Below are 21,441 nucleotides of genomic sequence, written 5' to 3' on the forward strand. Positions count from 1 at the left end.
ATCCTGTAGATCCTGTAGGCTGCCGATATGAATTTACATATCGAGCCTCTCTTTCAGAACGACGTACGCTGATTTCTTATTTACAAGAACAATATTGGATCAGTCGTTGCCATCAGAAAACTTGGCAAGACACAAATAAAAACAAATTTCGAAAATAATGGCATCAAATAACGCGTCAATATATAAAGATATTGTGTATAATTTCAACATCGTATCGTTGTTTATACCAGATGTCAACAGGATATAAGTTATTGCAAATTCTGCAAAAATGACAATGGACGAACACGCGAGCCGATTATCGATTTTCGAGATATAACTGACGCCTCAATCAGTATTAATACGTCGCTTTACTGCTATTAAAACGATAGGTTCTAGTAAAAATCCTTTATGATTAAAGTTTATTCATCATAATAGGCGTGCACTTCTCGCATTACTATCCGCATTCCCTGCGGAGAATAACTTGACTATTCACCGCACGAGCCGTCTGGGCCGCCCCATTCGGTGGCCTGATTCTAATCTAATGCTGACCTCGTTAGGGTTTCCGGGCAGGAGCCTTCAGCCCCTCGTGTCGCCAAATGCGCTCGACCCGCTCGTAGACGACCCAGCCAGCCGTCGATCGCAGCAGTTCCGCGATCTTGCGATAGCGGTAGAGCGTGATGCCAGGCTTCAGTCATCAGGTTGAGATGAAATTGGACCCCGTTACCGCACCGGAATGCCTACGCAGGATCGAGAGCTGGTATGGCGACTGGCAAATCGGCTTCCGTGTGCTCGACCGCTTCCCCGGTTCAGAGACAATCTGTCAAACGGCGCGCGCAAGTTTGCCCCCGTGAGGCGGGGTTCCTAATCCAGTTTGAAGTTCGTTCTGGCTCCGCAAGAGGACCCGGACAATGAAACGCAGCCGCTTCTCGGAAGAGATGGGGTATTTGGTCCTGATCGACCGGCCTGCTTGCAGGCACGGCGCCGCGGCCCCCGCAGCGGCGGCATTTGGTCGTGGGCGGAGGGACTGGATTGTCCCTGCAGATTTCCCTCAGCTGCTCTCGTGAAGCTGATCATTAAGATGTTGCTTGGCTCGATGAATTCTTCTGCTATTAGGTGTGCAAGACGAGCGTATGCGACGGCCGTCTTGCCCGTACCAGTTCCTGCTTCGACGATCAGCCGAGCATCCCTATCCGCTGTGATCTCGCGCAACTGCTCCGCATCCCAGCCCGTAAGCAGATGGCATGCTTCAGTAGTTGCACCCGCATTCGACATTTGGTCTCGATCGAACGCTTCAGCCGTGGATGTCCAGGGGCCACGCGAAATCCTCGTTAGTCTCCTTGGATGACTGTTATCTTCGGCCAAAAAAGAAAAACGGTGGAAACGCCGCAATTCTCGGCGTCAGGACGAAACCGGAGGAAGCCCAAGGCTCATTCAGGGTCTCAAGATCACTGTCGTCCGGGGCCAGAACCATCGTAGCACAGCCCTGACCTCTCACATGATTCACGTAGCTCGGTGGCTTGTGGCTTTGCTTCTGTCCTCTGTTCGAAAGTATCTCCCATAGGTCATAGGTGAGGTTGCGCGACAGGGCACCAACACAGGGGCCCTCGCTACCGGCGTGGATCCTGTAGCGCCAATCCAGGTCGGGATCGGTTTCCAGTTTGTACGTGGTGACAACATCCGCGACCTTCGTGAGAAAAGCTTGCCCTGCCGAGGCATCGGCTGCGCTGAATTCGCTGCGACCAACAAGACCGCGCGCGGTGATGTCGCCGTCACGACCGATCTCGACCATCGTCGATTTACCGTTTCTCGCTGAGCGATGAACCCGCCCCGATGCTAACGTTGACGCTCTGAAGGCGTTGCTCTCCCCGACACTGAGTGATGCGCGCGCGCGCGTGGCGCCGACAAAAAGCACTCGCGCCTCTTCTGTCTCATTCTCGATGCTCTCGAATTCCGGACCGTTCGGCAGCAGCAGAACGACGTTTCTCGCCTCTCGACCCTTGCTCGCGTGAATCGTCCCCACGATCGGTCCGTGAAGGCCGTACTCAGGGAGAGTCAGCTCGACCGGGGGCCGGGTCTGGCCCAGCCGCCGTCTCAGCCTCTGCATGTCGATGGAGCCATCCTTCCGCCCTGCAACGCGCATGAGGTGCTGCCAGGCTTCGCCCGGCCCGTACTGAGGCGCCACCTTGTTCTCGATGCGCGCTGCCCAAAGGTCAAGAAAGCGCCGCTCGGCGAGGAACGGCTCGACGAAATCCGAGAAACAGATCGCCAGCCATGCCGGTAACGTTACGCCATATCCTGACAGGCGCAGCCGATGTGGAAGATCACAGAACTGCGAAGCCATGAGCACTTCGACACGATTTCTGAAGAGCAGAAGATCGTCGCTGGCGAAGTCGGCGACCTTCATCTGGGTCCACTTCAGACCTCGCTTGTCCGCCAGCTCTCGGATTCTTTCCGCTGTCTCGGCGTGCAATCCGTCACGGTGGTTCTGTTTATCGAGGACATCTTTCCGCAGTTCAGAGAAGATCTTGCGAAGCCCGGGGGAGGTCGTGCGATAGATCTCCGTCAGGACCATCGTGGCGAAGCCCGGTGCTTTCGCGGCCCGCAAACGGTCGAGCAGCGGCTTGCCGGGCTTGGAAATTGCCCCGTTGTGGCGTCCAATGCTGTCATCGGTGAAGCCATAGATTGCCTGGGCCTCGTCGGCGAAGACCGTGACCCCGCAGTCGGAAGGCAGCCGTTCCACCAGAGCATCGATCAGGTCCGCTCGCTGCCCGACGAGGTCCTGCGCCTCGTCAATAACGACGTGCTCGATTTGCGACAGTTCGTCTGCCACGTCCTCGTCAGTCTTCAACAGTTCGATGACTCGGRCGATGTTCTCCTCGTACGATCGGGTCAGCCTAGCATTCGGATCATGCCCAGAATGGATGGACCACGCATGCGAGTCGATGGTCGCGATCCGAATCGCAAAGGATGCATCGCCCACGTAAGAATGCAGCCGTGCACGGATTTCCGCTACTGCGGTCCTCGTGAAGCTGATCATCCAAGTATTGCTGGGTTCGATATCTTCCTCATTGATCAGGTAGGCAAGGCGCGCGCAAGCGACGGCCGTCTTTCCGGTTCCGGGGCCCGCCTCGACGATAAGCCGGGCATCCGTACCCGCCTCGATCACTTGGAGCTGATCTGCATCCCAGTCTGCATCCAGTGGAGCTTTCCAAGCAATATTCATGGCTGCAGAATTCCTTACTGAACAATGTCTCGTGCTAACTTCACCTGCAGGTCTGCGCTCGAGGCAAATTGTTCCGATCCCCTTGCGCGCTCGATCTGCTGAGCCTCCGGCTTCCTTGCACTTGGATCAGTATCAAGCCCGAGACGCCTGGCCGCGTAGTATAGCAGCGCAGGACGGACCTTGATCTTCGCCTTGCGCCCACGCATTCCGTAATCGAGCGCGATGACCTTGGCCTGCGTTCCCAAAAGGGCGGGGTGGGGCCTGATTTCCAGCGTGATCTGCGTGTTGTTCCAATCGCGGTCGTTCTCCGCTAGCACTCCGCTCTCCGGCAGCCTTGAATCTCGAGCATCTGCGCAAGTACATTCGATCTGGTCCCAGGCAGCCTCAAAGGCCGCTTCAGCGCGAGCAACATCAACCGGATTCTTCAACGATGAAAATTGCACAACACGTCCCGCAGGCCTCGCTATCGACTGCGCTCGATAGCGGCCCGATTGAGAGTTTGGCTACGTCAAATGACTCAGCGTCAAAAGGTCCGTCTCCATCCGCGCGACACCAAGTTTCTGTCCGCAGCATCGACGTTCGACATTGCGCTTTGGGCTGCGAGACAGCGCAGGAGCCCTAGCATCCCCGTTTCGTAGCGGTCTTGTCATTTTCAGACAAAAGCTTGCCTTGCGGCGCCTCGAGAGCCGGCGTCCATCCCTTGGCTTGGTGCAGGATGAAAGCGATCTGCGCCTTAAGTGAATTTCGAGTTCCTTATGCCGAAAACTCCGTCCGCAGCCCGTGCCGCTAAACTGGAATTTTCCAGCTTCGAACGGAAGCGGGTTCTGTGGACGGTACGAGGCTGCGGAGCGGCAAAGTCCACCCGAAGGCCTTTCGGCTCGCTTACCGGGTATGAGAGGCGGCCAGCTATCTTGTTGCCGGCCGCCAATTTGAAGTTCGACGGACGCGCCCGCTAAAACTCTTTCTTAAAGAGGCTCTGCAGAAGGCTGAGCTGCCGTTTCGGTTCCCGGACGTGTACGAGTATAAGGCGCACCACTTCGGGGTCCGCTGTCAGGCTGCCCTTGCAGATGGCCTTCGCCACTCGCTCTGCCGCGCGGTCCGCCTTCTCGGCCAGGGCGAGAATTGCGATCACCAGCAACACCGGATCGAGATGGCGGCGCTGCGCCTCGGTGACGACGCCGGGCAGTTTCGCCGCCTCGATAATCCGTCGGGCCAGATCCGCGTCGAGTTCGCTGAGATCGCCCAGGGCAAGTCGTCTCGCCTGCGTGCTCCAATCAATCGCGTGCGTCCTCCGGCTCATCGGCGGCGGCGCCGATTTCACACGAGCCAGCGGGGAGGCGCCGGTCGAAGAGTCGCTGAACGAACACAATCTCGCAGGGCGCGAGACGCTGACTCCTGGCGGCGGAAGGCCGATCTTGCGCGTGACGGGAAGGCGATCCTGTGCGGCGGCGGCCTCATCGACCAGGACGAGACTCGTCAGATGGCTGACGAGTCCGGCTTCCTCGGCAAGTGCGGCAGCCCCCTTCTCATCGAGGCCGGGCAAGGCCAGGGCCGCCGCTAGCGCGAAGACGGCGCGCTCGATGGCGTCGTCGCCCCCGGAAGCCCCTCCCCGACCCTGCCATTCCGCCGTCAGCCGGGCGCCGCCGCGGACCGCCGTCAGCCGCTCGAGCTTGTCAGTGACGCGCGCAGGAAGCTCAGCGCGCCGACGGAGCGCCGACAGTGCGGCCGTCAGCACGCCAGTCAGATCGGCGCCCGAAGCGATGAAGATCTCGCCGCCGGTCAGCGCGGCAAGATGGCCGACCCTGGCCTCGAGGCTGCCTTGACCGACCAGCACGACAGTGATCCAGCGGCCGGACCGCGCCAGTTCATGGACGTCGAGCGCATGGCTCTGGCCATCGGTGATCAGCAGGATATCGCGGACCGTCGACTGCGCGATCACGCCGCTGAGCGCGCCCCCAATCTCGGTCCCGCCCCGAGGTTCGCTCAGGCGCCCGGCCAATGCGCGAAGCCGGTCTCCTGCTGCCGTTTCCGTTGCGGCGCCTCCGTCGGCTGCCGGATCGGACGGGAGCGTCACCCGCGTGAGATCGTCATCGAACTCGAACAGCACGATCCGGTCCTTGTCGGATATCCGGTCGGAGATCGTAATGATGCCGCGCCGCGCCGCTTCGTGCTGGGTCAGGCCGCCTGGACCGACGATCCCCGCCATCGACCCGGAATGGTCGACCAGGATCGCCGCATCGATCGGTCCGTCCGCTGCCGGCAGCGGCTCGACGCGCAGCGATACGGTGCGCCCCGTCGCAGCCTGCCCCCTGAGGTCTCGCGGCGTCCAGGCGGTTACCACGAGGYCAACCGGTGCGTTGTTCGCCACCGTCGCGCGCCCCTCGGCCAGCGCGCCGCCGACCAGTGCGACAGCTCCATCGGCGCAGCGGACCGCGAGTTCGACCTCCTGCTTTGCTCCACCCAGACCTAGTTCGTCGGAATCCGGCAGGCCGGACTGGCCATAGACATCACCGACCGTCATCGGAATGCGCAGACGTCCCTCGCCCTCGATGCAGGTCAGCGTCGTCGCCCAGGTCGAGACCACCTCGATCTCACCGCCCGGCCGCAGATTGGCGACCGACAGCATGTGGATGCCGCGCAGCAGCTCTTCATGGAGCACCGCGGCCTTGCCGCGCTCGATGGCGTCCTCGTAGGTCTCGCGCGCGGCGGCCTTTTGCTGGGCCCTCGCCTTCAGGACGCGGCCGTCGACGCGCGCCTCGAGGTCGAACAGGGCGGCGTGAACCGGCACAGGAAAGGTCAGGGTCGCTTCGATGTCGGTCGCTTCCACATTCCGGTAGGTCCGCTTCGTCGCGACGATGGCGACGCCGGCCTCGATGCGGACATCGATGCTGGTCGCCACCAGCGGAACCGGATGGGCCAGGCGCGCCGATGACGCTGCGGCGATGAAGGCGGCGAGAGGATCAATCCTGTGTTGCATCTGTTCCGCCGTCTGCCGCATGCGCATGCTCCTTCAAGAGATCGGTCAGAAGGCGCTGGACGCCTTCCACCAGAGGTTCCACGGGCTGACCTGTCCCCATCAGGTCAGGGCTCACGACAAGCGTCACACCGGGCGCGATCGGGAATGGGGCTCCCTCGCGCGCCTGGAGGAGAAGTTTGATCGCCGCTGGCGGAAACCCGAGTTCGCGCAGGCGCCGATAGCGGGCGATCGCCTCGAGGTGATCGTCCCCATAGTCGGCGTTGGCCCTGCCGCCGCGCGGCGGAGCCAGGAGCCCTTCGGAGATCAGGTAGCGCACCTGGCGCTCCGGAATGCCGGCGCGCTCGGTCAGCTCGCGGATGTTCATGATCGCCCTTTCGACAAGCTATATGTCGATAGGCAGGATCGACATCAAGGCCTTTCTACAAGATTTTTGTCGTAGGCCTGAGAGGGCTCATTGGAGCGCGCCCTGTCCCGCACCTGCGTGGATTGGCGGCTTTCATACGTCCTGCAATCATTCATGCGCTTCGAATTCTAGTTACCGGTTATCACGCTGTTCGCTTGCGGCCCCGCGCGGAGGCGAGCGCACCGCCGACAACGTGCCAATAGTCAGTCCGTAGATGCAGGATCGCTTGGGGTTCTAACCAGGCAACATTAACCCACCGGATCACTTGCAAGGCTCCATTTCTCAAGATCAGGAAGTCTCGGCTGGAGCCCATGCGCACCTCTCCCGCGAGGGGAGCAGTCCCTTGCCATGCGCTTTTCAGCGCAACCTCCCGGACAGCAGCACAAATATCTTGGAAATGAACTTTCAACATCTTCCAATAACTTGAATTAAATTCTTGATATTAATTCTTCAATATTCCGTTATTTTTAAGCCAAACTTCAAATCCATCCTTGGTTCGCGAGGCGCGCCAGAGATCTTTGTAGGAAGTCATGGGATATTTCTTCTCATTTGAGAAGAGATACTTATCAAATCGATGCGGCCGGATTGCTCGCCTGCTAAGATACGCCATCACGTCGTCCCCTGGTTTTGACTAGACGGTGGGTTCTGTTCGTCGTCGGTTGCCGCCTGTCATTTTTTTTGGAAACATTCGTTTCGAATATGATTTCCGAACGCCGCCACCTACATGAGCGAGGCAGCGGAGAAAAAAGCGGACAATATTGAGCACAACTTGTTGCAATTGCAGGAGAATAATAAATCATGTTGTAATATTGCCTAGCATCTTTCCACTCCTCGAGGAGGCGGGATGAAGGTCATCGGATATAGCTGGGCGATAGACGAAGCGGACGATGATGCCGGCGAATGGGAGGCCGCGAGGCTTTCAATCGAGCAGTACGCCAGGCGCCATAGATGGCAGGTCCGCGGTATCTATCTTGAAGATGCAAGGGAAGCATTCATCGCATTCGACCAGCGAACCCAGGGCAGAGATGTCCTGAGGATGCTTGGCCGCGGCGACACCCTCATTGTTCCTGATCAGGGCTGCCTTTTTCGTACAGCGTCTCAAGGGATCACGATCCTCAGAATGTTGCAGGAGCGAGAAGCGAGCGTTCACAGTCTTGATCTGGGCGGGGACATCGCACGGGGTAAGCTGTCGGAGGTGCTCATTGCCATTCTCGGGCCCCTCGCAATCGGCGAACGACAGCTGCCCGCCGAGCGAATGCGGATCCTGAAGATAAGGGAACGAAGCGAACAGCGTTATCTCGGCGGAAAGGCGCCGTTTGGGTTCACAGTCAATTCGAGTGGTGAACTCGAACCGGACCGGCGCCGACGCGCCATTCTGCGACGAATGCTCACGCTCAGGTCCCAAGGGCATTCCCTGCGCGCCATAGCGGCGGCAATGCGGAAGGAGCGCATCGAGATTAGTCACGTGGGCGTAGCCAATGCCTTGAAGGCGGCCGGCTACGTTGAGTCGGATGCCTCGTCCCAGCGGCGGTCTCGGCAGCGCACGGACGCCCGAAAGTCCAAATCCAAGCGGAACTTGGAGCGTTCACGCCCATGAAATACATTGGTCTGAACCTTGGCTCATCACCATGACCGCGCGGGCGGCTGCGCAACCCAGAGCAGCTACGCCGCCCGCGCTAGCCGTCAGACCCACCATCCACTAACAATCAAATCGGACCTCTCGGTGGGGGCGGATCAGTCGAACTCCCCTGATCGTGTCTGGGCTGAGCACACACACACTAGTAGATAAGGGCGAGCAAACCTTTGGCCGGAAATAGCAAGCGGCGGAAACGGTCATAACATATTTCGGAGTGGTCCGGTTCGGGGGGCATTAGGGGGCACGTACTCCCGCCACGACCAGATTTGGCTCCGAACATCGTCCTTTACTTGCTACTGGGCGGTCGGCTTCGACACTGACGGGACATCGCCGAGGTCGAGAAGCGGGGCTGCCTGGCCGCCCTCGTCACCCGAGCCGCAGCCGGTAGGCGAGCTGGCGGCAGCGCTTTCTTCAGCTCATCGACCAGCCCGTCCTTCGCGGAAACAGCCCGCGGATCACGCCCAGCAAGCAACTGATCCAACGTATCCTTCTTGATGACCATATGCGCCTCCATCGGCGTTACTATGGCCCTGAACACAAAATAACGGACAATCCCCCGCACGCGGATCACGATCAACCCAGATCCGCGACCGCCTGAGCGCGCGGGAGGCCGTCAGTCACCTTCGCTGCGCTGCGCTCGCTCGAACTCGGCAATCCGGGCCTCGAGGTGTCGAAGAACTCCTTCACCAACTATAGGGACGAGGCGATCCCCTCGCGCAGGTAGAACTCAGCGATGCTACTCGGCGTGACCGCCCTTCCGTCCCATTTCGATCTCGAGCGGCAGGAGTGGCGCAACCTGCACGCCGGCGCTGGCCAAGCGACTGACGACCAATCGCGAGATACCCGCTCGGGTCGTCGGAAGGGAGACCAGGTCGCGTGGCAAAGCCGTCGAACTCCCCGCACATGTCTGGGACGCACAATCCTTTGGCAGAAAATAACAAGTGGCGAATGCCGCAGCAACCTATTTAGCGTGGAGGGCGCCAGCAGCTGACTGACTGTCCTTAGGTTAGGAGCGACGAAGCTTTCTCTACAGCCCGAGCTTGATGCCAAGTCCCAATCAGTGCGCAAAACCATCCTTGGTCCGACGCCGCTCGATTTGCGGATCCCACTGACATCTCGCCGGAGACGGCTGTGCGATAGCATGATCGCCTACCGTGATATTGTTGGAGGATCGATTGAACCATCTGCGGAAGACCTTGATTGCACACGGCCGCATCGCAATGAGGGCGCTCCGTGTCGATCTGGCCAAAGCTGGCGCTTTTGGCACAGCCGTTGTGACTTTCGAGCAGGCGGCCGCCCGCCTCGCCGGCGGCTTTTCTCGCGGAATCGACAACGACACACTCACCGACGCAATCCATGAGGCTCTGCCATCGACAGACCTCCGCGAGCTCGACGGGATCAAGCTGCTGCCGGGCATGACGAGCGCGGCGGCCGAGACCCTGCACAAGGTCTGGCGATCCGGCATCGACCTCCAGGCACGAGCGGGCGAGAACTCACGTATCGCCGCGGTCGCTGCCTTGGAGCAGGCCGTCATTACCAAGTTACCAGCCGGTATGATGCGGCCTTGCGACCTGGTCGAGCGCGCGATCGCCCGGATCGAGCATGCTCCCGCGGTCCTTGGATCGATCGAGATCATCGGCCAGACCGAGATGTCGCCCTGCTGGCGCCCGCTTCTGCTGGGGCTGACGAAGCATGTGCCCGTCACTTGGCAGGCCGGGCCGCGGCATGTGCCTGCCTGGCTTGATGGAGCCGGCGTCGAGATTATCCGGGAGGACGCTGCTTCGCCAAAGCTGACAAACGTGAGCACGGCGACCGCGCTTCACGAGGTGATCGAGGCGATCCGGTGGGCGCGCGAGCTCGTTGCCTCCGGGCGGGCCAAACCCTCTGAGATCGCGATCGCCGCGGCAAGCCCCGCCGATTACGACGACCACATGCTGACCCTGCGCAGCGATGCCAACTTAGATATCCGCTTCGTCCACGGCACGAGCGCCATGGCGACGCGCGAAGGACAGGCTGCTGCTGCCCTCGCCGACATTCTCTCGCGGGGACTGTCGCAGGCGAGGCTTCGGCGCCTGTCGTCGCTGTGCAGGGATACAGGGCCGTTCGCTGACCTCCCCGAGCGTTGGTCTCGCATCCTGCCGGAAGACGCACCGCTGTCGTCGCTGTCGGCCTGGAACCGCTTCATGGCGCAAGTCTCTGCCAATGACTGGCCGGATGAGGTCGATCACAGCCAGCAGCTCAAGGCGATCGTCCAGACGCTCGCAGGCGGGTTGGCGAAGGCAGAGGAGATCGGTCGCGAGATCCTGCCGAAGCCGGCGCTTCGTATCTGGCTCAAGGCTCTGGGGAACGGGCCTGCCATCGCCATCCCGATCACACTCGGCGGGATCCGCCTCGACGACAGCGCGCCGGCGCCCGCTTCCATCGCCTGGATGCCGGCCTCAGCTCTGTCTGCGAGCCCGCGTCCCTTCGTGCGCCTGCTCGGGCTGACTTCGCGCGCCTGGCCGAGGCTGGCGTCAGACGATCGCCTGCTGCCCGATCACATCATCCCGAGCGAAGAAATCGACCCGCTTCCGATCGGAACGGCGGACCGGCGTGACTTCGAGACCATTCTCGCTACCGCCCGCACTGAGGTGGTGCTCTCGCGCCCCCGGCGTGACGGTGAAGGCCGCATGCTGGGCAAGAGCCCGCTCCTGCATGGCCTCCATGGTGCTGACGTCTATCTCCAGCGCAACCGGACGCCGGCCCATGCGATGAGCGAAGTCGACCGTCTGGCCGCCAGGGTCGACGAGTTCCGCGCAACCCCGCTGGCCGCATCCGCTGAAGGCTGCTGGATCGACTGGCATCTCGCTGTAATCACGCCTCATGACGGGTTGGTCCGGGCAGATCATCCGGCACTCGATTTCGTCCTGGCTCGCAGCCAGTCGGCGACCTCGCTGCGCAAGCTCCTGCGCGACCCGCTCGGCTTCGTCTGGCGATATGGCCTGGGCCTCAAGACGCCTCGCATGGGCACCGAGCCACTGACTCTCGACAATCGGGGCTACGGCGAGATCCTGCATGCGACGCTCGATGGCGCCGTCAAGCGCCTCGAGGCTGCGGGAGGATTGGCTGGTGCCAGCCAGGAGCAGGTCGAAATCGCGATCGCGGCTGCCGCCCAGCAAGTCGCGGCACAGTTCGAGGCGACACAAGCCGTGCCGCCACCGGCGATCTGGCTCAGGACCCTCGACGATGTCCGCAATCTCGCAGGCATCGCTGTGCGGCCACAGGACGAGGCTCCGTTGCCCGGTCAGAAGAGCTACGCGGAGGTGCCGTTCGCGCGCGCTGACCACGAGGCCTCGGCCGATCTGCCCTGGGATCCAAAACAGTCGGTCAGAATTCCCGGTACGGGCTTCCTGATCTCGGGCTTCATCGACCGGATCGATCTGGCGGGCGACACCAGCATCGCCAGGGTCAGCGACTACAAGACCGGCAAGCCGCCCAAGGCCGACGAGGCCTTCGTCATCAACGGCGGCAAAGAGCTTCAGCGCTGCCTCTATGCCTTCGCGGTGAAGGTCCTGTTGGGCGACGACGTCCATGTCGAGGCTGCGCTGCGCTACCCGCGTTCCGGCCGGACAGTTCCGCTTGAGGACGCGAATGCGGTCCTGGGCGAGCTGACCGGATACCTCGCCACAGCGCGGGACAGTCTGAAGTCCGGACACGCGTTGCCTGGGCCCGATACCCCCGACCAGTACAACGACCTTCTTTTCGCGCTGCCGGCGAATGCGAAGAACGGCTACCACCCGCGCAAGCAGGGGGCGTCGACATCAATGCTCGGGCCGGCGGCCGCTGTTTGGGAGGCGATCTGATGACTGCTGTTTCGCGAAGCCTGCCCGACCAGGCGAACCGCATCGTCGCCATGACGGCGCATGACCGTTCACTGCTGATCGAGGCCGGCGCCGGATCCGGCAAGACCGCGATCATGGGCGGACGCATCGCCATGATGCTGGTCTCGGGCATCCGTCCGCGCAGCATCGCGGCGGTCACCTTCACGGAACTCGCAGCCAGCGAGCTTCTGGCGCGCGTCCGTCAGTTCGTTGAGGAGTTGTCGGCCGGCCGCATCCCGGTCGAGCTCGCCAGCGTCATCCATGGCGCGCTCGATGCTCAACAGAATGCGAACCTCCGGCGTGCCAGCCAGGAGATCGACGAGCTGAGCTGCTCGACCATCCATGGCTTCTGCCAGAAGCTCATCAAACCCTACCCGGCGGAAGCCAGCATCGACCCAGGCGCTTCGGTCGCCGACCGCAACGACGCCGACTTCGCCTTCATGGACCTCCGGGACGCCTGGATCCGTGATCGGCTCGGTGCCAACGGCAGCCAGCTCCTGATCGAGATGGTCGCCGTCGATCCCGGTGAAACGGTCGCAGCCATCGAACGCGTGTCCGACTGCATGCGCCGATCGCGCGAGATCCTGCCACCCCCTTCGAAGGCCGTGGCGGGCCCCGCCGGCGACTTCAGACAGTCCGTCAGCGCGCTGCGCGCCTTCATCAGTGGCGCACCCTGCGTGGATCCCGACACGGCCGACTTTGTGGTTGCGTTCGAGCGCATGGCGGCAGCAGTGCTGCCGGCGCTCACTGATGAGGGCCCCGCCGTGCTCGTGCGCCTGGTCAACGAGGCGCCCGACGATGCGGTGTGCACGAACTCCGGCACCTTCAAGGCTTATCGTCGCAAGGGCGCCTGGCGCACGGCAGCCAGGGCAGCGGGGCTCTCCCAGGCCGAAGCCGATCGCCTCTTCGGAGAGGCGGAGAACTTCTACGAGGCGGTCTGCGAGGCTTGGGATCAGCTTGTTTCGAATGCGGCCGGGCGATTGCTGGCGGCGCTCATGGCCGAGTTGCGGCCACTGATCGAGCAGTTCCGCGACTATAAGCGCGCGGCCGCCCTGCTGGACTTCGACGACCTGATCGAATCCGCGCGCGGCCTGCTGCGCAAACATGAGCCTGTTCGGCAGGCGCTGGCTGCCCGCTATGCCCATGTCCTCGTCGACGAGTTCCAGGATACCGATCCGGCCCAGTCCGAGATCTTCTGGCGCCTGTGTGGCGAGGATGTCGACGGCTCCGGCGATTGGTCCACCCGCGCCTTGCGGCCGGGCGCGCTGTTCCTGGTCGGCGATCCCAAGCAGGCGATCTATCGCTTTCGCGGGGCCGACGTCCGCGCCTATGTCGCTGCGCGTGAAGCCATCGCTGCGCAGGATCCGGCTAATGTCCTTTCGATCGCGACGAACTTCCGCTCGTGCCGGTCGATCCTGGAGTTCGTCAACGGGCGCTTTGAGACCCCACTCTCGATCAACAACCAGCTAGGCTTCACCGCCCTCGATCATTGGCACGCCGATCGCGGCGAACACCCTTGCGTGGCAGCTCTCGATTTCGAGGGGCCCGCGCAGAAGGATGCGGAAGCGAGCAAGGCGGCCGAGGCTGAGGCCGTCGCAGAGCTTTGCGCGCGCCTGATCGGCAGCCACCAGGTCCATGATCACAAGACCGGCGAGATCCACCTCTGTCGGCCGGGCGACATCGCCCTGCTGGCGCCGACGGGCAATGGGCTCTGGCGTTTCGAGGAGGCGCTGGAGCGCCGCGGCGTGCCGGTTGCGACGCAGGCCGGCAAAGGCTTCTTCTGGCGCCAGGAGGTCCAGGACCTGATCGCACTGACACGGGTTCTGGCGGACCCGCGTGATACCCTGGCACTCGGCGCGCTGCTGCGCGGACCGCTCGTCGGCCTGACCGACGAGGTGCTGCTCGATATTGCCTGGGCGGTGCCCCGAAGCGATGGCCAGGAGGGCCCGGGGCGGTTCACGCTGTGGGTGGAACTCGACCATGTCGCCAACCCGGTCGCCAAGGATRTCCTGGCGCGGGTGCAGGGGCTCGCAAAGCGCGGCAACGCGACAACGCCTCATGACCTCTTGTCGCAGGCCGTCGCCGAGATGCGGGTCCGGCCGACGCTGCTTGCCCGGCATCAAGGCCAGGCCGAGCGCGCCCTCGCCAACGTCGATCTCTTCCTGACGATGGCGCGCCCCTATGCAATCCGAGGCTTGCGCACCTTTGCCGAGGCGATGACCTCCGCCTGGGAGGATGACAGCAAGGCCGGGGAAGGCCGTCCGGACGCCCAGGAAGAATCCGTCTCGCTGTACACAATGCACGCGGCGAAAGGGCTGGAATGGCCGATCGTGCTGCCAGTGAATACCTCCACTGGGATGATGAATTCGGTCGGCGCGGTAATCGAGCGCGGCACCTCGCACCTCTACTGCAAGATCTTCGGAGCCGCGCCCTCGGGCCATGACCAGGCGACGAGCGATGAGAAGGATGAGATCGCGCGCGAGCGGGTCCGGCTCTGGTATGTCGCTGCGACCAGGGCGCGCGACCTGCTCATCCTGCCGCGCTCTTCCAGCGGGGTCGACGCCCGCAGCTGGCTCGGCGTGGTCGATCTGACGATCGGCGATCTGCCTGCGGTCGATGTCTCGGCTTATGCCGACGCTGTTCCGGCCCTTCTCGCCTCCGCGGTGAACAGGCAGACACGCTCGACTTTCGCCTCGGAAGCCGCCGCGGTCGCCACCGCATCCAGGGGATTGATTTGGAAGGCACCTAGCGACCATCGCGACGCTGACAAGGCCGAGCCGGTCGCGGACGAKCCGTCGGTCATCGGCGGCGGCGAAGCGTCCGAGGGCTATGACCTTCCAATCGGAAGCGACATTCAGGGCGGCCGCGAGCGCGGTCTCGTTATGCACAAGCTGTTCGAGGAGGTGTTGACCGGTGAAACGGCCGACGACCAGGCCAGTCTCGCAGCGCGGGCTGTGGTGCTTATTCATGAACTCGGGCGGACGCCGGCGGACCATCCCGGACGGGGCTGCAATCCGGCTGAACTGGCCGCTGCAGTGTCGAGGGCCTTGAACCTGCCGGAAGTGGCGTCCGTCCGCGGATCGCTCGTCCCTGAGTGTCAGGTCTATGCCTTCTCGGAAGGAGATGCCGCTGACACCGTGACTTTCGGCATCGCCGACGCGATCGGGTTCGGCGATAGCGGTGCGTCGTTGGTCATCGACTGGAAGAGCGACGTCGATCCCGATGAGAAGGTCGTCGCGGTCTACCGGGGACAGGTCAGAGATTACCTGAACGCGACTGGCGTCGCCGTTGGCCTGATCGTATTTGCAACCACCGGGCGGGTGGAGACATTGAATCTATGAAAAGCCGACCGAAGCTCGGTGATCCGCGTGCGGCGCAAGACTGCGGCTTTCCTCTCCTTTGGTATCAACGGAGACGTTGTGGTCGAGGCGTTCACGGCGACTTAGCGCGAATATCCGACAGCTCCGCCAATTTCGTGACGGGCGCCAGATGTGGAAGGTCGCATCGCTGATCCCATGCTCCCGGCAGATGTCCGCCACCGCAAACCCGGCCTGATGCTCCTTCAAAACCGCGATGATCTGCTTCTGTATTCGGTCCGCCTCCGTCAAGACCTCTCGGGTCCGAGCGCCGCGGGTTCCTTGCTTCTGTCCGTGGTCGGCGAGGCCGCCACATGATGGGTTTCGGATGGATGGTCAGTTCAAGCTATTCGGCGTAGTCGTCCGCCCGGAGGCGTACGCCACGACAGATCGTACGAACTCGACTATCCCACGCCCCGCGACGGGCGCCTCGGGGGACGGCAATGGCGCTTCTATGCCGCCGCCGCCGTCCACCGGAACTCAGTTCCATCGACCCATTGGAAAAGCCGGCCCGAGACACGATCTCCGAGACTCGGTATAAGAGATTGATTTCGCATCGTTATCGCCTAGAATTGGCATTCGTTTTTTGGGCCGATGCTCTATCGTATGGGTGGCCTTTGCACGACATTGAAATACATGAGGTCTCCGATGACTTTGCATGCTGCTGGCAAGCGGCAGGCCGTCACATCGAGCGACAAGTGCAAGCCCAGATTCCTTGGTTGAAGGCGAATCTCGATCCGCCCTTCCTTGAGCATCTATCGTTCCGGTTAGGCAATCAGCTTTTCTTTGTCCGCCTTGAAGATGTTGACCGAAAGCTTGAGGTGCCGGCGAGCCGGCAAGGACTCCTGGCGATTGCGGAAGGCTGCAATGGACACGCGTGCCTCATGCCTATGCAGCGCGAAAGGGAGGGTTGGATCGCAACTGGGTCGGGTTGGGGTCTCCTCGACTTGCGGACAGGCAGATCGCTTGATCCGGTTTCGCTGGTTAGCGACGAGCCAATTGAGATGACGGACTGGGAGTTGCAAGACTTTGCCGTCCAGATCGTACGCGACCATTTGGAGACGCAGGGTAGGAAACTGATGTCATGGCAGGGCAACCCCTCGGCCGATCCCTCGATATGGTTCATCGGGAATCATGGCCCGGAATGGGTCCTGGTTCGAGCGGTTCGACATTCTAAGAAATCGGCGGAACTGCCAGGAAATTGGCACGCGATTGCTGCAAAGGCTTCGCGCATTGGCAAAACAGGGCACTTTGCATCGGTTTCCCTGGTGAATGCAGAAGGTGGCGTTGACCGATCTGATGGCGGTCCGCCGGTGCCGCTCTGGCGGGGGCACGCGATATTGGCTTCATTCGAGAGCCTCGTGCCGGGACCTTAATCCCAGCATGCGCGGTTTGCGATTATATTAAACGTTATGACCATGAGGAATTCTCAGGAGCTTGGGCGAGCCGGAGTAAGTCCTGAGTTTTTGCGAGTCATCGGCGCCTCATGTCAGGACGCGATGTTGTCGGCATCAGATCTCATGCGCTTTATGAGTTGCCTACTCTCGATGACCGCGTCATCCGCTGGAGGAAACCTTGCGGGGCATAGAGTTCCTCTGATCAACGTCACCATCTTGCGAGCCAAAAATCTGGCGCGGGTGTTCGGTTCGCCGCGCTTGCGGGAGGCAAAATGCGAGACTGTTGAACAGATGCGTTTGGTCAATGCGCTTTGTGCACCGCCCATTTCACATTAAGCGAAGATGACTGACGAAGACCGATTTGTAATGCGCCAGCGGAACGACAAGACTACTCTCGTCCACTAGCTCTCGACTTTTTGATTCGGCAGAGATCGAGAGTCAATCGTCTGCAATGGCGTGACTGGTCTGCAGCGTGCAGTCCACAATCCGTGCTAGCCGGGGGGGTAGCATTTTGGAATTCAGACCTGACGAGTTGGCGGCAGCGCATCCATGGAACCGGGCAGTTTTCACAACCTACGCGCTTAGTCTGTCATTTTTTGAAGCAGTGGTCCTCGATAACCTCGTAAGAGGCGGCACTAGCGAAGCTGTAATCATTGCTGACGCGGAAGGCGTGCGTGCGGGTCTATCCGAACAAGGCGCCCAGCGCGCCGGTCGAGACTACGAAATCGAACCTGTCGCAATGGACCGCGGTATATTTCATGCCAAAATTTCCGCCTTTGCTGGGGATGGGGAATGCCACCTGGTTGTTGGATCAGGTAATCTCACCTTTTCGGGTTGGGGTCGCAGCCTCGAAGTCGCAGAACACCTCCATCCGAGCTTCGCGGGCGACGCCTTCGACGATGCCGCACGTTTCTTCACCACACTCGCTTCGTCCACACGCGCCACGCACGAGGCCGGCCCTCATTGTTTGGCCATCGCCGCCGACATCGAACGCGCAGCCGCAGCATCCCCGCGAGACGGCTCCTTTAGGCTTTTACATTCCCTAAACGCGCCCATCGCGGAGAGCGTCCGGGAGCTGGCCGATGGTCTTGGCGGCGCGACCAGAATTATTGCAGCAGCTCCTTACTGGGACAACGGAAACGCGATTAGCGATTTCTGCGACATGCTCTCGCTCGACCATGCTTTCGTTCATGCTCATGGGGGCGGAACCGTGGAAGGGTCGATGGGAAGTAACTGGCCGTTCAACGCCAGGATCGACATCAGACCAGTCGAGGCCGAGCCGTTCGCTGGGAACCGGGCGCTGCGCATGCACGCTAAAGCTTTCGAGATCTTGTGCAGGAAAGGCCGGATCCTTGTTTCTGGAAGCGCAAACGCGACCGCAGCTGCGCTGACGGGACAGACCAATATCGAAGCCTGCGTGGCGCGCGTTCAGCGCGATAGAATTCTTGGCTGGACAATGGAAGCTTCGACTGTCCCGCCACCAACCCCGGCCATCGAATCCGACGACAACGATAGCGATGGCAAGCCCGGCGTGCTGCGTGCGGTTCTCAGTGGCGATACCGTTAGTGGACGAGTGCTCTCGCCGAGGCTGCGCGGCGAGGCGAAACTCTATCGACTTGGGCCGAACGGCAGCGTCTGCCTCGCCGACCTCACACTCCAGGAAGGCGGTACCTTCGCCGCATCGGTTCCCGGCGTTGAAAGCGAAGCACTCAGGGGCGGGAGGTCGGTCCTCAGGATCGAGGCCGAAAGGGGCGTGTCTGAAGGCTTCGCGTCGTTGGCCTCGGTCACGGGGCTGCGCAGGTTCACTGGCAGGGCGGCCGCCAGCTTCATGTCAATTCTGACGGGCACGGAGACAGAAGAGGACGTCCGGGTCCTGATGGAGTTCTTCCACGATAACCCGTCATCTCTGGGGCCTTCGGGCCCGTCAGGAGTTGGCAGGCATTCGGCGGGAGCCCGCGCACGCCCAGCAACGCCATTGGCTGTGACCGACCTCTGGAACGCCGACCTTCCAGCGGCGCCGGGCACGATGGCTCCCGCAGGGCACGATCGGAGCTGGATGCGCTTCATGGATATGCTCCTATCAGCCATGCGCGAAAAGCGCGGACCGCTGCATGACGAGAACGAGCCRGATGATCCGGACAATCCGGACAATGTAGACGACGGCAAGCGCGCCAAGAAGACCGTCCGCAAGGGAAAGCGGCAATTGCTCGAGACGTTCGAAGTCATTTTTGACGCGATGCTACCCAGTGGCGCGAGCCACGTTCGGGTGATGACAGCTTTCGATATGGCCTCGTACTTGTGCGAGCGCATGCCCGATAAGATTCCGCCCGGTTCTGCCGAACGCTGGCTCAGACGGCTTGTCGAGGCCATATCGTCTGGACCCGTTGACGGGCCCCGAAAGGAAGCTGCTACCTCCCTCGTGATGGGACGTATGGCAACCCAGTCCGAAGACCCAGCAAGGCTTGCGCGCGGTCGCCTGCTAAGAATGAGGGTCGATCTCGGGGGCCCTCCGCCCTCGCCTGCGCCAATGTCATCCTTTAGCGCAATAATCGGCCAACCGCGGACGTACCCAGATATGTGGGAGGAAGTTCGTAACTGCAGGACACTGCGCGAACAGGCGCGCTTTTATGTCGACGCGCTCGCTGCAGGCACTCCGTCGGACAACTATTCTGCCCTCTTGGGCGCCCGAACGAGCGAGGCAAAGATTCTCCAAGACGCCTTCCGTTCAGAAAAGGGACGCGACAAGGTGCTGGTACTGGGGCGTTGGTCCCCATCCTGCCCAAAGTGCTCTCGGTCGCTTCCGAAGATGGAAGAAGGAAAATTGCGCGCCGCAGGGGTGGCCACCGCCGCCAATTGCTGTGGACGGGCGCTCGTCTGGCCGGAGGGAAATGATGGCTGAACCGAACCGTAAGCTTCTCGATCTGGCTGCTGCCGCCGCCGCCTCAGACGGGTTTGGCCTGATCCAGGCCCCGAAAATCTCGCCGAGTGCGATCGATCCACTTGGACTGCGCAGCACCAATTTCGAACATATGGCTCGCGTCGCCGAGGGGTTAAATAATGTGGCACGACACGTTCGGCCATTCTCCTTTGTTGCGTGGGCATGGCACCGTGCGCTGACCCTCACATCCTTGCTTGGGCTCGACACAAGCGGACCCGAGCTCAGGGCATTTGTCGCCCGGTGCGAGGTGATTTTCCTGTGGTCTCTGATGTTGGCCGACAAGGATGTGGACCTCCCCGGCAAGCAGCCGATCGCCAAGTCTATCGGAATGGCCCCGGGCACCGCCTATACGTTCTCAGGCCCGGCTTGGAACGCCTTCCGCGACAACAGAGAGGGCTCGACCGCCCTGCAGGCCGCAGCAAACTATGGCCCGGGGCTGCGCGCACTCGGCTGGCTCATGCGAAATGCCTCAGACCCTCAAGGAAACGCCATGGTGCCAGCGCCTAGTGCGCGCCCCGCCATCCTCGCATTCGAAGCGCTGATCGCAGACCGTCTCGTTCATCCCGCCTTCAATGATTTCGGCCCGGTCACCGTCACAATGGAAGAGGCGCTCGCATGGGCTCCTGCATGGGCGCTAGGCAACCTGACCGTGGAAGAACAAGCACACGCTGCCCGCAACATAAATGGTCACGATGCCCATCCTGACAGGCGTAGCGGTCTGTCGCTCCTTATTGCCGCCGCCAACCGCCGCGGTGCTCCGTCCTTCGCTGCCCTACCTGACGAAGCGGTCRCCGACGTTAGGAATGCTCTGGYTGGCGAGGCGAGCGACTTTGCACCGCCACCCGAAAGCCAGGAGGTCTCAGAACGCTGGCGTAGACTGCAAGTCAGACAACTGTTCCGCCATTCGCTGGAAGCGTTCCTCGCCTGGACCATTGACGCGATCACCGAGCGGCCACGCGATACGGCTGCACTGGTCGCCGCGTTTATTAAGCAGGCTGATCTCGACCCGAGCGCCCCAGCGTCAGAGTGGCTCGCCACGGCCGCCGCTGACGATCCGGTCTCAAAGGCGGTCGCCGCAATCAACACAGCCCTCAAGGAAAAAGGCAGGCAAAGCCTGCCAGCAGCGATTGCGCGCGGACTTGCGATCAGCCTTGCTGCGGCACAATCCGATCCGGAGCCCTTCGACCGCGAGGATCGCCTTCCCGTTTCAAGAGCGAAGTCTCAGGCCATCTCGAGAGCAGACGAGCCCCTGCGCGGCCTGATCAGGCACGCCATCGAGACATGGGTCCTTGCCCAACACGTATACTGGGCCGTGGGGCGAGGCTTGCAGGACGCAAGACAGGGCGCGCGTTCAATCCTACGGTTGAAGGTAGTGATGGAAGAAGGGGGCTGGACTGTGATTCCCGGAACGCGACCCATGAGCCCTGCACCCACCGGGGACCGTGTGCGTACCGCGATGACGCTGAGCTACGAAAGCGGCTTGATGTTTAATCCCGCAGCGTGAATCGACGCACTCGACCGTTGGACGGTGCGGATTGAACGAACCCGCTGACGCGGGAAAGCTGCGGGGTTTGTGACGGGAGGCTCCTGCTGGGAGGGTTTGGGTGTTGAAGCCACCCAGCCCAGCAGGAGCTCCCGATGACCGAAGCCAAGCCGATGAGCGCCCTTCGTC

General features: G+C 61.7%; 11 protein-coding genes and 1 pseudogene. 6 read left to right on the forward strand and 6 right to left on the reverse strand.

Annotation, left to right across the window (positions count from 1 at the left end; all coding sequences use genetic code 11):
- Nucleotides 1-840: 840 nt before the first annotated feature.
- The 5 genes from AC1DRP_RS21375 to AC1DRP_RS21395 all read right to left on the reverse strand — a co-directional run bounded on the left by AC1DRP_RS21375 (nucleotide 841) and on the right by AC1DRP_RS21395 (nucleotide 6,543).
- The gene (locus tag AC1DRP_RS21375) at nucleotides 841-1,251 is read right to left on the reverse strand and encodes a UvrD-helicase domain-containing protein (protein WP_476769472.1); all 411 of its coding nucleotides are present in this window, start codon (nucleotides 1,249-1,251) and stop codon (nucleotides 841-843) included.
- Between the two features lie 76 nt (nucleotides 1,252-1,327).
- Nucleotides 1,328-3,202 (reverse strand): UvrD-helicase domain-containing protein, encoded by a 1,875-nt coding sequence (locus AC1DRP_RS21380; RefSeq protein WP_476769473.1) that lies wholly within the window; start codon nucleotides 3,200-3,202, stop codon nucleotides 1,328-1,330.
- Between the two features lie 14 nt (nucleotides 3,203-3,216).
- Entirely contained in the window at nucleotides 3,217-3,519 is a 303-nt protein-coding gene (locus AC1DRP_RS21385) for a BrxR family transcriptional regulator (protein ID WP_476769474.1), read from the reverse strand.
- A gap of 635 nt (nucleotides 3,520-4,154) precedes the next feature.
- Nucleotides 4,155-6,179 carry a VIT domain-containing protein gene (locus tag AC1DRP_RS21390; RefSeq protein ID WP_476769475.1) on the reverse strand — a complete coding sequence of 675 codons (2,025 nt, stop codon included), beginning with the start codon at nucleotides 6,177-6,179 and terminating at the stop codon, nucleotides 4,155-4,157.
- Nucleotides 6,163-6,543 carry a helix-turn-helix domain-containing protein gene (locus AC1DRP_RS21395; protein WP_476769476.1) on the reverse strand — a complete coding sequence of 127 codons (381 nt, stop codon included), beginning with the start codon at nucleotides 6,541-6,543 and terminating at the stop codon, nucleotides 6,163-6,165. The genes AC1DRP_RS21390 and AC1DRP_RS21395 overlap by 17 nt, the downstream gene beginning before the upstream one ends.
- An 883-nt stretch (nucleotides 6,544-7,426) precedes the next feature.
- Between AC1DRP_RS21395 and AC1DRP_RS21400 the strand changes: the two genes are divergently transcribed.
- From AC1DRP_RS21400 to AC1DRP_RS21410, 3 genes are all read left to right on the forward strand, one after another.
- Nucleotides 7,427-8,179, forward strand: a complete 753-nt coding sequence (locus tag AC1DRP_RS21400; protein ID WP_476769477.1) for a recombinase family protein — start codon at nucleotides 7,427-7,429, stop codon at nucleotides 8,177-8,179.
- Nucleotides 8,180-9,393: 1,214 nt separating this feature from the next.
- Entirely contained in the window at nucleotides 9,394-12,060 is a 2,667-nt protein-coding gene (locus AC1DRP_RS21405) for a PD-(D/E)XK nuclease family protein (RefSeq protein ID WP_476769478.1), read from the forward strand.
- Nucleotides 12,060-15,419 (forward strand): UvrD-helicase domain-containing protein, encoded by a 3,360-nt coding sequence (locus tag AC1DRP_RS21410; protein ID WP_476769479.1) that lies wholly within the window; start codon nucleotides 12,060-12,062, stop codon nucleotides 15,417-15,419. Before AC1DRP_RS21405 ends, AC1DRP_RS21410 begins: the two co-directional genes overlap by 1 nt.
- 141 nt (nucleotides 15,420-15,560) lie before the next feature.
- Here AC1DRP_RS21410 and AC1DRP_RS21415 read toward each other — a convergent pair.
- Nucleotides 15,561-15,686: pseudogene (locus AC1DRP_RS21415) on the reverse strand (transposase); the annotation flags it as partial.
- Nucleotides 15,687-16,051: 365 nt separating this feature from the next.
- On the opposite strand from AC1DRP_RS21415, the gene AC1DRP_RS21420 reads away from it, so the two are divergent.
- The 3 genes from AC1DRP_RS21420 (at nucleotide 16,052) to AC1DRP_RS21430 (ending at nucleotide 21,273) form a co-directional block, all read left to right on the forward strand.
- The gene (locus AC1DRP_RS21420; RefSeq protein WP_476769480.1) at nucleotides 16,052-16,810 is read left to right on the forward strand and encodes a hypothetical protein; all 759 of its coding nucleotides are present in this window, start codon (nucleotides 16,052-16,054) and stop codon (nucleotides 16,808-16,810) included.
- 532 nt (nucleotides 16,811-17,342) lie between these two features.
- Nucleotides 17,343-19,730 (forward strand): phospholipase D-like domain-containing protein, encoded by a 2,388-nt coding sequence (locus AC1DRP_RS21425; RefSeq protein WP_476769481.1) that lies wholly within the window; start codon nucleotides 17,343-17,345, stop codon nucleotides 19,728-19,730.
- A complete protein-coding gene (locus AC1DRP_RS21430) occupies nucleotides 19,723-21,273 on the forward strand; it encodes a hypothetical protein (RefSeq protein WP_476769482.1) in 1,551 nt (516 codons plus the stop codon). Before AC1DRP_RS21425 ends, AC1DRP_RS21430 begins: the two co-directional genes overlap by 8 nt.
- Nucleotides 21,274-21,441: the final 168 nt, after the last annotated feature.

It is taken from the genome of Allobosea sp. 01N443 (assembly GCF_056399325.1).